This is a genomic window from Wolbachia endosymbiont (group A) of Melieria omissa (assembly GCF_964031125.1).
GTDB lineage: Bacteria > Pseudomonadota > Alphaproteobacteria > Rickettsiales > Anaplasmataceae > Wolbachia > Wolbachia pipientis.
The window spans coordinates 662,696-674,001 of record NZ_OZ035007.1; the positions used below are offsets into that span (position 1 = coordinate 662,696).

The 11,306-nt window shown below is 32.9% G+C and carries 12 protein-coding genes, 2 other RNA genes and 2 pseudogenes; 9 read left to right on the top strand and 7 right to left on the bottom strand.

Annotation, left to right across the window (positions count from 1 at the left end; genetic code table 11):
• Positions 1-254 precede the first annotated feature (254 nt).
• A complete protein-coding gene (locus tag ACQH2Q_RS03030; RefSeq protein WP_246484378.1) occupies positions 255-767 on the top strand; it encodes a hypothetical protein in 513 nt (170 codons plus the stop codon).
• Here the strand turns inward: ACQH2Q_RS03030 and ACQH2Q_RS03035 are convergent.
• Together ACQH2Q_RS03035 and ACQH2Q_RS03040 are read right to left on the bottom strand one after the other, a co-directional pair.
• Positions 735-2,024, bottom strand: coding sequence for a bifunctional folylpolyglutamate synthase/dihydrofolate synthase (locus tag ACQH2Q_RS03035; RefSeq protein ID WP_022626401.1), 1,290 nt, complete (start codon positions 2,022-2,024; stop codon positions 735-737). The genes ACQH2Q_RS03030 and ACQH2Q_RS03035 overlap by 33 nt on opposite strands.
• Positions 2,021-2,611 (bottom strand): MlaC/ttg2D family ABC transporter substrate-binding protein, encoded by a 591-nt coding sequence (locus ACQH2Q_RS03040; RefSeq protein WP_010963011.1) that lies wholly within the window; start codon positions 2,609-2,611, stop codon positions 2,021-2,023. The genes ACQH2Q_RS03035 and ACQH2Q_RS03040 overlap by 4 nt, the downstream gene beginning before the upstream one ends.
• A gap of 116 nt (positions 2,612-2,727) precedes the next feature.
• On the opposite strand from ACQH2Q_RS03040, the gene ssrS reads away from it, so the two are divergent.
• The 3 genes from ssrS (at position 2,728) to ACQH2Q_RS03055 (ending at position 4,128) form a co-directional block, all read left to right on the top strand.
• A non-coding RNA gene (gene ssrS / locus ACQH2Q_RS03045) (6S RNA) lies at positions 2,728-2,888 on the top strand.
• Between the two features lie 19 nt (positions 2,889-2,907).
• A complete protein-coding gene (locus tag ACQH2Q_RS03050; protein WP_010963012.1) occupies positions 2,908-3,369 on the top strand; it encodes a type II toxin-antitoxin system RatA family toxin in 462 nt (153 codons plus the stop codon).
• A 54-nt stretch (positions 3,370-3,423) separates the two neighbouring features.
• On the top strand, positions 3,424-4,128 hold the full coding sequence (locus tag ACQH2Q_RS03055) for a DsbA family protein (protein WP_425383595.1): 705 nt from the start codon (positions 3,424-3,426) through the stop codon (positions 4,126-4,128).
• Positions 4,129-4,157: 29 nt separating this feature from the next.
• Here ACQH2Q_RS03055 and ACQH2Q_RS03060 read toward each other — a convergent pair whose 3' ends face one another.
• On the bottom strand, positions 4,158-4,436 hold the full coding sequence (locus ACQH2Q_RS03060; protein ID WP_265029972.1) for a DUF2671 domain-containing protein: 279 nt from the start codon (positions 4,434-4,436) through the stop codon (positions 4,158-4,160).
• Between the two features lie 249 nt (positions 4,437-4,685).
• Here ACQH2Q_RS03060 and ACQH2Q_RS03065 point away from each other — a divergent pair, with 249 nt between their 5' ends.
• On the top strand, positions 4,686-5,333 hold the full coding sequence (locus tag ACQH2Q_RS03065) for an O-methyltransferase (RefSeq protein WP_264339524.1): 648 nt from the start codon (positions 4,686-4,688) through the stop codon (positions 5,331-5,333).
• 1 nt (position 5,334) lies between these two features.
• Here ACQH2Q_RS03065 and ACQH2Q_RS03070 read toward each other — a convergent pair whose 3' ends face one another.
• Together ACQH2Q_RS03070 and ACQH2Q_RS03075 are read right to left on the bottom strand one after the other, a co-directional pair.
• Complete coding sequence (locus ACQH2Q_RS03070) at positions 5,335-5,988, bottom strand: glutathione S-transferase family protein (RefSeq protein ID WP_425383596.1); 654 nt, start codon at positions 5,986-5,988, stop codon at positions 5,335-5,337.
• Positions 5,989-6,080: 92 nt separating this feature from the next.
• A pseudogene (locus ACQH2Q_RS03075) lies at positions 6,081-6,200 on the bottom strand (WPE palindromic element domain-containing protein); the annotation flags it as partial.
• A 124-nt stretch (positions 6,201-6,324) separates the two neighbouring features.
• Here ACQH2Q_RS03075 and ffs point away from each other — a divergent pair.
• The 4 genes and pseudogenes from ffs to ACQH2Q_RS03095 all read left to right on the top strand — a co-directional run bounded on the left by ffs (position 6,325) and on the right by ACQH2Q_RS03095 (position 9,582).
• Positions 6,325-6,424: signal recognition particle sRNA small type (gene ffs / locus ACQH2Q_RS03080), an RNA gene on the top strand.
• Between the two features lie 15 nt (positions 6,425-6,439).
• On the top strand, positions 6,440-8,041 hold the full coding sequence (dnaX, locus tag ACQH2Q_RS03085; RefSeq protein WP_425383597.1) for a DNA polymerase III subunit gamma/tau: 1,602 nt from the start codon (positions 6,440-6,442) through the stop codon (positions 8,039-8,041).
• Between the two features lie 3 nt (positions 8,042-8,044).
• The gene (locus tag ACQH2Q_RS03090; protein ID WP_010963017.1) at positions 8,045-8,377 is read left to right on the top strand and encodes a YbaB/EbfC family nucleoid-associated protein; all 333 of its coding nucleotides are present in this window, start codon (positions 8,045-8,047) and stop codon (positions 8,375-8,377) included.
• A gap of 264 nt (positions 8,378-8,641) precedes the next feature.
• A pseudogene (locus ACQH2Q_RS03095) lies at positions 8,642-9,582 on the top strand (IS5 family transposase).
• 178 nt (positions 9,583-9,760) lie between these two features.
• On the opposite strand, the gene ACQH2Q_RS03100 reads toward ACQH2Q_RS03095, so the two are convergent.
• Complete coding sequence (locus tag ACQH2Q_RS03100) at positions 9,761-10,492, bottom strand: ComF family protein (RefSeq protein ID WP_155969427.1); 732 nt, start codon at positions 10,490-10,492, stop codon at positions 9,761-9,763.
• A 115-nt stretch (positions 10,493-10,607) separates the two neighbouring features.
• A complete protein-coding gene (locus ACQH2Q_RS03105) occupies positions 10,608-11,252 on the bottom strand; it encodes a hypothetical protein (RefSeq protein WP_425383598.1) in 645 nt (214 codons plus the stop codon).
• Positions 11,253-11,306 lie beyond the last annotated feature (54 nt).

An 11,306-nucleotide genomic window follows, 5' to 3' on the forward strand; every position in this document is an offset into this window, starting at 1 on the left:
TAAACCTCGATAGTTTTAGTTAATTTAAGATTGTAAACGGGTGCATATATATGTCCCAAGCAACTATTCAAACGTATCGAGAGATAGGGCTAGCGTACCTTGATACCAACGGTTGTAATACCAATTTCCTTTCGGTCGCGCACGCCCGCTATTCCTAGTGAGCAGGGTTATCTTTCTCTCTTATCTCTTTTATATCACGTTTTTAACTTACAATTTCTTCTAATGTACCAATAGCAGTAGGTTTTCTTGCTCCCTTGTTAGCAGGATCTATTTTGAGTCTAGCTGTTAAGAGCATTTATACTAGAAATGGGAAAGAGTTTAATCATCAGACTAATATTTTATTATTGTTTAACTTTGACCAAGAATGCGAAAATTTTTCAAAGAGTGATAGGACTAAATTAAAGTGGCTAAAAAATTCAGTTATTTTGAGCAACACAATCTGTACATCTTTAATGTTTTTCGGTGTGGGATTAGATTTAGTTGCCAACGGCTTTGGTATAACTAACTCTATGATGTTATCCGGCTTATTACTTTCATTACCATTCACGCTTTTAATTGTTACTTCACCTATTTTAAATGCTGCAAGTAATTATATTCTCAAAAAGACAGCTATAAATTCAATTGAGGAGCAATTTAAAGGTGATGATCAGTTTATAGAAGTCGATAACGAAAAGCCAAGCAGTACTATGAGCAATCAAAGTTATTTCCCCATCGGTCAGTTAATATCATCAAAGTTAGCTATTCTCCATAGCGAAGTCTCTAGCTAGGAACAATGAGCCACAGATTAGTATGGTTTTGACGTTTTGGGTAGAGGCTTTTAATATGTGATTTGATATTGCATCGCCAATTGATTCACATTCAACTGCTTTTATTCCTATGTTATTGGCTTTTTCCCTAATCAAATTTGTATTTGTTGCTTTAGGTTCAGACTTAACACAAACCGCACATAGTAGCTTGATATATGGCTTTAAGTGCTCTAAGAACTCTTCCACATTTCTGTTACTAGTAACACCAAAAACCATATAAATACCTTCAGCAAAATTATCTTTTACCCACTGAGATAGTACTCTAGCACCATCATTATTGTGTGCACCATCTAAAAATAATTGCCAATCTTTCGGTAGTAGGAAAATTAAATTACCTTCTTTTATAGACTCTAGCCGTGCAGGCCAATAAGTGCACTGTAAACCTGAAGTGATATCCTCTTCTCCAATATCAAATTCATACTTTCCACTTAAAATACTACATGCTGCAATAGCATTGCCTGCATTAATCACCTGATGATCACCCTTTAAAGATGGCAAAGGAAATTCTATTGATTGAATAGCTGATTGAAAAACCATTTTGTTGTTCTTTTTTTTGCAATTCCATTCAAGACCTCCTCTATACAAGGGAGATTTCTTATTTATTGCGTGGTGTTCTAGCGTGTTCACTATAGATTTTTCTTGCGGTGCTATTACGCAAGGAACATTAGGTTTCATTATTCCAGCCTTTTCACCTGCTATAATTTCTACAGTAGGGCCAAGATATTCCGTATGATCAAGTGCAATGGAAGTAATTATTGTTAAAATCGGATTATCTATAACATTTGTTGCATCAAGCCTTCCACCCATACCCACTTCAACTAAAGTTATATCGGCTTTATGACGAGAAAAAGCTAAAAAAGCTGCAATAGTTGCAGCTTCAAACAGAGTGATAGGTTGTTCTGCAATTACTGCACGACATTCTTCTAATAAGCTATATAATTCATTATCGTCGATATAGCTGCCGGCTATCACTATCCTCTCATTAAAACTCACTAAATGTGGAGAAGTGTATGCGTGTACCTTATACCCTGCTGCTTGCATTATATATCTTATAAATGCTAGTGTTGAGCCTTTCCCATTAGTTCCAGCTATATGAATTACGGGAGGCACTTTTTTCTCGGGGTTATCTAGTTTGCTAAGAAAGCCTTTTATGCGATCAAGAGAAAAATCATTCGGCCTGCTACCAAGTGGCTTAGGCCAATGAGGCATATATATCATGGATTGTTATTGCATTTTAATTCAGCTATAACGCTTGCTATGCCATGCGTGTCGATTTTTTCACTAAATTGATAACGTTGATTAATAGCAATACTTATTCCACTCATTACAACATCACTTATCAAGAAAGAACTGTTATTTTTAGTAACTTTAAAATCAATATTTGTAAATTCTTCATCACCGTAAGAAAATCTTGTACCAATTAAGCAAGTTTCATCGTCAACTGCTTTTGTACTCATTATGATCATTTCACTATCATGCATGTATTTATATAAAATTTTAACGCACAAACGCGTAAGATACACTTCATACTCTCTTAAAAAATCTTCTTTTTCTTTTTGTTTAACTAAAGCCCAATGTTTTCCTATGACGAATTGCGATATTCCTTTGAGGTTAACATTGTTTTGAATGACCTCCTGAAGCTTTTTTTGCACACATTCCCGGTTTTTTTTATTCTCCTTTGTAGATATACCATCCACTTGTTGCTTCATAGTATGCACAAAAATTTTGTGATCTGTACAATTAGTGTAAGCACTTGAAGAAATTACAATAAAAACAATGATAGTTAAAACTTTAGTAATGTTCATAAGATATATTTATTAGCTATGATACTTAGAATGCAAAGTTTAATAAAGATTAAATAATAATCGCTAGCTTTAATATATCTATAGACACACCTTGTATAAATCATCTACAATTAATTAAGGGTCTGTTCTATGCGTTATGAGTTAAGTTAAATTTCCCGAGCGATAATTTCTAGTCAAGGGAATTGCCTCTGTTAATTTCGTTGAAATTGATACGCGATGCCCACCTTAACTTTAGTCTCAGGAATCTACTAAGGCTGACGGTAGATACGGATCCTATTTTGATTGGTTTAACATTTATGCTTCATCAATACAAAGAACAGGGTGTTTTCCTATGTTTGCCTAATGAAGTATTCCAAATTGTAATTGATGTTGAAAGGTATCCTGATTTTGTTCCTTGGTGCAAAGCCGTTTATATAAAAGAAAAAATTAACAACCAAATGGTTGTGGATCTCCTCGCAGCTTTTCATGGAATTAAAGGTAGATATACATCAGAAGTTACTTCTCTTTCTCCAAGTGGAACAAATGAAGGTTGGATAAAAGCTGTATCATCAAATGGAATATTTAAACATCTATACAATGAATGGCAATTCATTCCCATAGATGAAAATAAAACTATGGTAAAGTTTTATATAGAGTTTAAGTTTAAGTCCAACTCATTTTCCACTTTATTAAACTCAGTATATAAGTATACACAAAGTAAAATAATTGCTGCATTTAAAGATAGGGCTGAAAGCCTTGCTAAACAAAAGTTATCTTGACATTATTAATATAAATGTATAATTTTTTTTAGTAAGTTAAGTGTTTATATTGTAATGATTTTTAGACTATTGTTTTTATTAATTTTCATAAGTGTTAATTCTTATGCAGTTGTTAAGCAAGATTTATCCGATAACCAATACATTCAAAAAAAACCCAATGAAATAACATCAAATGAGCTATTATCGCCATTACCTAATGATAAATTATTAGGAGATCCAAAAGCACCAATTCTAATGATAGAATATGCTTCATTAACTTGTTATCACTGCTCTCTTTTTCATAGGAATGTTTTTCCTAAAATTAAAGAGAAATATATAGACACAGGTAAGATGTTATATATATTTCGTCATTTTCCTTTGGATTACAGAGGGCTAAAGGCTGCAATGCTAAGTCATTGCTACGAAAAACAAGAAGACTACTTTAATTTTAACAAAGCTGTTTTTAACTCAATAGATTCGTGGAATTACTACAATTTAAGTGATTTGACTTTACTACAAAGAATTGCTGCACTAAGCAACTTAAAGCAAGATGCATTTAACCAATGCATTAATGATAAGAAAATAATGGATAAAATCGTAAATGATAAATCACTGGCAATTAATAAACTTGGTATCACAGCCACTCCAATATTTTTCATCAAGCTTAACGATGATAAATCATATATAAAGCATAATAAAGTTAAACATGGAGGGTATAAAGAGCTGAAATATTTCACTAATGTGATAGATAAATTATATGGAAAAGCTATAGTGAAGTAATACCACTGTAGCTTACCATATAAAAGACTCTATGCTGAGTCATTGTTTTTCACTACTGTTTGTTGTTTTTTACGCTCAAACTCTCTTTTTTTACTGTGCCAAGTGTAGTAATACATAGTGATTTTATTCTCTATTAATACTATTGTCCCATCATAAAACTGAACCATATCCATAACTTTTCTCTGAGCTTCATCAAAACGTTCTTTATACTTTTCACGATAAGCTGGATTATGTAGTAACATAACCCCTTCATTCTTGTTAGATTTTTTGTTTAACGTTTCAACTTCACCAGCAATAGTATAAGACATATAACCCCTCTAATTGATTATAAAAATTATATTTTAAAAAGAGAAATGCGCATAAACAATCCCTTTAATTCTAGCATAATAATCGACTGTTTATTATACTAGTTAACTATAGTACGATATATAATAATTTTTGTCACTTAAAATTTTATACTATGAAATAATAACTTAAAATAAATGTTTTTATTATTTTAAACTATATTATTATATTTATAAATTGTGTATGAATTAAGTCTCCCTAATTTATAATATATGCGTAATAATTTTAGTATAAAATTGTCATACATAAGAAATCTATTTGCAAAAGAATATAAAAAAATAGAAGAATATTGTATTCTTGAAAAAAAGCAACATATTCAAATTGGCCCTGAAGAAGGAAAGCTATTAAGTTTATTTATAAAAATCCATAAAATCAAAAGTATTGTTGAGATTGGCACGTTATACGGTTATTCGTCGATTTGCATGGCAAAAGCTCTACTGGAAGATGGTCACATATATACAATAGAAAATAACCCTCAATACTCAAGAATAGCAAAAAAAAATTTTAGTGCTTTTAATCTGAGTGATAAAATTACTCTAATAGAAGGCAATGCATTGGAAAAACTTAATGAATTATCAGCAAAAGCACCATTTGACATGATATTTATCGATGCTGATAAAGGTGGTTATCCTAAATATTTAGATTGGGCAGAGTCATACATTAAACAAGATGGGCTAATCGTTGCAGATAACACTCTATTGTTTAACACAGTATTTTTAGAATCGCCTCCAAAAGAAGTATCAGAAAAATCATGGCATGCTATGAGGGAGTTTAATAATAGATTATCAGATGAAAAAAAATATTTCTCTATATTGATTCCAACTGATGAAGGAATGACTGTAGCTTTAAAGCTAACATAAGTTAAAAATCAAGGTCAGCATAATGTTTAGGAGGGATTAAACCGGAAACTCTCTCTAATAATATCTCACGAAAACAAGGCTTTGATTTAACAATGGAGTACCATTCTTTTAAAATTTTACTTTTTTCCCATGGAAAACTACTTACATAATCCATTACGGAAATATGCGATGCTAAAGCAATATCAGCTAAAGTGAACTTATCAGTTGCAAGCCAAACGTTCTTGTTAATTAAGTGTTCGATGTATTCCATATGGCAAGGCAGGTTATGCTGAGCTGCATGAAGAAATCTAGAGTCAGGGCTGCGGTTAGTAATTACTTTTTCATTCATAATATACTTAGTAACTTCATTGTAAAATTTGTTATCGAACCAATTGATTAGAGCGCGTATTTTAGACTTAATAATAGTGGATGAACCAAATAATTTGACGTCGCTATTGTAAGTTTCTTCTATATATTCACAAATGGCATTACTATCCGCTATTACAAAGTTATTATCTATTAATACTGGTACTTGCCCGGTTGGATTGATCTCCATAAATTCATTCCGTTTTTCCCACGGATTTTCATGCACTAGATCACAGCTCAACTTTTTTTCTTTGAGAAGAGCTCTAACTTTTCGTGAAAATGGACAAAGAGGAAAATGATATAAAATCATAATATTCCTCTTTTGTTATCCCAATATCCTTTTTTTGTTACTCTATGGCTTGACCTACAACTGTACGAACTTTCTTTGTAGTCCACAGAAGTTTGCGTAGCAGGTGGTGTCATGCAAGTAGCTGACACTGGAATCCAGTTCTTATTATACAACAGCCTGATGTATTCATTTAAAATTAAGTTTTCTGGATCCAAGTAGTCAAGCACTGGGATGACAGAAGAAGAGTATTTTAGGTAACAGTTGTTTACTCCAAAGTAATGTTGCAAGAGATCTAACATATAAATTATTAAGGTTAATATAGGATATACCTTGCTAAATAAAAAAAAAAGTATAATATTTTATAAGGTATGCAGGCAAAAACTCTGTAATTTGGTCAGATCAGAAATGAGGCAGCCATATCGGAACCTTTTTGGGTTGCATACCTACTTCATTATTTGTTTTATCCGAAGCTGTGAATATAGCATTAAAACATCGTCCTAGTAGCTTTAAAGATCTAGTAGGTCAAGATATATTAGTGCGTGTATTAGAAAATGCTTTTACTTTAAACAAAATTCCACAATCTATACTGCTCTCTGGTAGTAGTGGAGTTGGTAAAACCACCACTGCAAGGATAATAGCTTTATGTTTGAATTGTTCCCTGGGGCCAATTTTTGAACCTTGCGGATTGTGTGAAAATTGTCTAGCAATAAAAAATTCAAGCCATCCAGATGTGATTGAAATCGATGCAGCAAGTCACACTAGCATTGACGATATTAAAGTAATCCTGGGAGATATTTGCTATTCACCTATAAGCTCTAAATTCAAAGTCTACATTATAGATGAAGTACATATGTTATCCAGCAGCGCATTTAACGCATTACTTAAAACCCTAGAAGAGCCACCATCTAGTGTAAAGTTCATTTTAGCAACTACGGAAATAAAAAAGATACCGATAACTATTATTGCACGTTGTCAAAGATTTGATTTACACAACATTCCTGTAGCTAAAATAGTGGAACGTTTAAATGATGTTGCACAAAAAGAGAGTTATTCCATTGAAAAGGGAGCATTGGAATTAATTGCACGACATTCTGGAAATTCAATGCGTAACGCCTTGTTTTTGATGAATCAAGCAGTGCTATATAGCAGAGATGGTGCAATATCCACTAAAAATGTGACAGACATACTTGGCCTAGTGGATAAAGATATTATATTTGATCTATTAGGGGCAATATTAGAAGGTGATTTACAGAAAGCTCTATCAGTGTTTGACAAGGCGATAAAAACAGCAAACCCACTTAGTATTTTTGAAGGTCTATTGCAAACAATTCAGTTAGTATGCCGTTTTTTAATTACGAAAGAGATTGATAGTGCAGTTACAGAGCATGAAAAGAATAGGATAAAAGATTTAAGTATAAAGAGATCTTTAATATTTTTTTCGAGATTGTGGAAGGTGTTGCTTAAAGGTATTCAAGATATAAAAACTTCAACATGCAACGATGTTGCTGCTGAAATGATGTTAATTAGTCTTTGCTATCTCTCTGATCTACCTTCTCCAGAACAGGTGATCAAAAAAATTCTTTCACAGAATGTAGAGCAAGGAAATAGACAGGGCAGACCTGTTGCACCTTCCCCCTCTGTCATCCAAGTAGCTGACTACTCGGATCCAAAAAAATATGTGGAAAGTAAACAACAACCCCACTCTGTCATCCCAGTGCGTGACACTGGGATACATGTGGAAAATAAACAACAAAATTACGATTTTGATAAGATTTTGCAACTATTAAGGCGAAGTAACCAAATTTATCTTTACAAACAACTGTGTAATAATCTACAATTAATAGATTGTAAACCTGGATATTTAAAATTAAAAGCTGTATCTAAGTTGGATAGTGATTTTTGCAATGATTTAAAAAATTACTTAAACCAGGTGACTCAGCAAGAGTGGGTTATTGCAGTTGATACAGGTTATATAAACAGGGAAGTGAGTAATTTAAATTATGCACCTGCAGTTAAGGATATCCTTGACACGTTTAAAGGTGCAAAAGTAGTTAATATAGAAAATAAGGAGTAAGTTGTGGATTTTAGTCAAATAATGAAACAAGCGCAAGAGATGCAAAAAAAGCTTGCAGAAGCTCAAGAAAAATATGTTGGAAAAGAGTTTCAAGGTATTTCTGGTGGTGGCAAAGTTTCTGTATTAGTGGAAGTCATAAAAATAGGTAGCTATAAAGCTAAAAAGGTGAACATAGACTTAGAACTTATGAGAAATGAGGAAAAAGATATAGTAGAGGATTTAGTAACAGCAGCGTTTAATGATGCCGTTAAAAAAGCAGAAGAAGATATGGCGAATGCAACTTCTGATCTTGCAGGTATGATGGGTTTACCATCCGGGTTTAAACTTCCTTTTTGAATTTACTACTGAAGTTTCTTTTAGTGTAAGTATTTTTTTTCTAATATTCCCAACGCTAGTACTTCTTCATATAATGTACCTATACTAGCATAGCCCTACGTCATACCGTGATTCATTCCACAACTGTACAAACATTGCAATATGGCACATAGTAAACGATGTCATTCCAGTCTGGAATGGCTTTGTTGCATAGCAACTGAAAAAATCTGGTGGCTACTGACAAAATTCATTATAAAATAGCCATTTAACCTTGAAAGAAAAAATATGCCACAAAAAATGAGGGTCAGTAACCATAGCGAATATAACAAATTTCTAGAAAAAAGAGGAAATATTTTTCATTATATCAACGAAGCCATAGAAAAGTGGTACGAGAATGGTCCAAAAATACCAGGTGGCAACAATATTTATAGCGATAAAGTTGTAATTTTGGTGCACATAATAACTTGTTTATTTAGAATAGGCCTGAGGCAAACAGTTGGGTTTATAGCAGGATACCTTGAGCAAATTGGGAAAAATTTGCAAGTTATCAGCTATTCACAATCATCAAGAAGGTTTAAGAAACTCAATATTAAGATCAATGATTGCAGAAAATAATATGGAAGATATCGAAATTGCTATAGACAGTACAGGAATTAGTATATACAACAACACTCCTGGTCATAGCAAAGAAAATAGCGAAGATAGAAAGTATCGCAGCTATGAACAGACAAGAAAATTGCATGTAATGTTGAATACAAACAGCAAAAAAGCCATAGCTGTAAAATACAGTAACGGCTGATCACTATGGAGCTTGTGATTTGCTAAAAGAAGTCGATTTTCAGTATGTCATAAAAGTACTATATGCAGATAGGGCATATGACAGAGAAAAGCTCTATAAGCTGTGTAATCAATATGGTATAAAAACGAAAATTCCTCCGAAAAACAACGCAGCAGAGCATCCAAAGTTAGACTATATGGCTGAGAGAAATTCTGCAGTCAAGCTCATAAAGTCATATGATGAAGATGGTATAAAGAAGTGGAAAAAAGAGATGAGTTATGGAAAAAGATCTTATATAGAAAGTTTTTTCTCGCGACTGAAACAAACATTCGGGTTTAGTTTTAGGAATAAATCTGAGACAAATAGAGAGAAGGAACTACTTGTTAAATGCTATTTGCTCAATAAGTTCACTGATATTGGTATGGCTAAATTTGAGATAGCTTCATAAATTTATTGTGCGTTACCTACTATCCGAAGAGCGATGCAACAAAGCCATCCCAGTGTCAAGCACTGGGATGACACCCTCCTTGGCAAACAATGTTCGTACAGCTATGTGCGTGACGCTGGCGCTGGAATCTAGAAAAAAATAGATCCAAGTAGTCAAGCTACTTGGATGATACTGACTGCTAATTTTTTATGCAAGAGGTCCAATCATTCACCGTTCTTGCAAGTGATAGCACTCTCACTTCTTTTGCACCGGAGTTTAAAATTTCCTGAGAGCAAGATCTTACAGTTGCTCCGGTTGTTACCACATCATCAACTAATATCACGATTTTATTTTCGATAATTTTCTTGTTGCTTGTTTTAAAAGCCTTCTTTAAATTTTTTTCACGCTGTTTAAGTGAAAGACCAGCTTGAGGCGCAGTATGGCGAAGGCGTTTTATTGCAAATGGCGTATAGGATAAATTGGACAACTTACTCAATTCTTTTGCAAGCAGTGCTGCTTGATTATATTTACGTTTAAACAAGCGCATTTTATGTAACGGTATAGGAATTATGATCTCTGCGTTCTGAAATGTATCCTGATTAGCTTGGTGTATCCACTTTGCATAGATTTTTACGTAATTCAAATTATCAAAAAATTTGAAATTTATAATCATGTTTCTACTATGTTGATCATAAGCAAAAACTGATCTTAATACTTTAAACGGTGGAGGATTGATGATGCACTTACCACACGTATAAATATTGTCTGAGATTACTACGCCACAAACATTGCAGTAATGCTTAGTTAGAAAATTGATTTTTTTGTTGCATTCACTACACAGATTAAGATTTTCATCAATGATACATTCGCAACTTACGCATACGCTTGGAAATATGAGATTTGTAGCTTTTTTTAGTAAGAGAAGGTTCACAACTCATTAAATATATTATAAAATAATTTATATAGTATAGCTAAAGTAACTTAAGCTTACACTCTTTCACTTTTTATTCCATTTCAATATAGTTCATGCTGCTGAAAAGCAGAACTTATAACTCAGTTTGTGGTATACCATTGACTGAAGTAGTCTTTGAATTATCCTTAGATAAAAATTGATGTTTTTCTGGCTTCTGTACTTCACTCAACTTACTTTGCACTTTGTCACAAGCCCACACAAGTGGCGTTATGATTGACGCGGCAGCCCAAATGATAGCAGCGCAAGCATAACTTACAATCTTGTTAAATACTCTAGCTACTGCATTAGCACAATCTTGCCCCATTTCTAAAAATATGTTTGAATAATTAACGAATGATTTTGTATCTGTTTTAAAACAATAGTCCCCTGTTATTTTTGACAATAACTTGACTGGAAAGTGTGACAAACATGCCACTATCAAAAATAAAGGTTGCAATATTATGTTGGCTGCTAAAACAGCACCCAGTGTACACAATGAATACACTCCCTCTGCTCTGTGGCCCACGTATTCACATTTATCATTATCTTGATAATACTTGTTATAATTGTCTTTACTCTCAACTCCACAAATTACATCTTTCACAGGTCCTAGCACATTATCAACGTAACGTACAGATTTATAGAAACTATTTTCTGGAACTAGTGTGTTATCTTCTGCTTTCTTAGCAGGTACAACTCCATATTCAACGTACCTTCTAAAGTATCGATATACTGACATTCTTATCTCCAAATCATAAATATGCAACCTAGCCTAATATAATTAAGAAATAGT

Coding starts and splice junctions, on each gene's coding strand:
- ACQH2Q_RS03035 (WP_022626401.1), bottom strand. CDS start 2,024: ATGATATATATGCCTCATTGGCCTAAGCCACTTGGTAGCAGGCCGAAT.
- ACQH2Q_RS03105 (WP_425383598.1), bottom strand. CDS start 11,252: ATGTCAGTATATCGATACTTTAGAAGGTACGTTGAATATGGAGTTGTA.
- ACQH2Q_RS03070 (WP_425383596.1), bottom strand. CDS start 5,988: ATGATTTTATATCATTTTCCTCTTTGTCCATTTTCACGAAAAGTTAGA.
- ACQH2Q_RS03055 (WP_425383595.1), top strand. CDS start 3,424: ATGATTTTTAGACTATTGTTTTTATTAATTTTCATAAGTGTTAATTCT.
- ACQH2Q_RS03060 (WP_265029972.1), bottom strand. CDS start 4,436: ATGTCTTATACTATTGCTGGTGAAGTTGAAACGTTAAACAAAAAATCT.
- ACQH2Q_RS03050 (WP_010963012.1), top strand. CDS start 2,908: ATGCTTCATCAATACAAAGAACAGGGTGTTTTCCTATGTTTGCCTAAT.
- ACQH2Q_RS03040 (WP_010963011.1), bottom strand. CDS start 2,611: ATGAACATTACTAAAGTTTTAACTATCATTGTTTTTATTGTAATTTCT.
- ACQH2Q_RS03065 (WP_264339524.1), top strand. CDS start 4,686: ATGCGTAATAATTTTAGTATAAAATTGTCATACATAAGAAATCTATTT.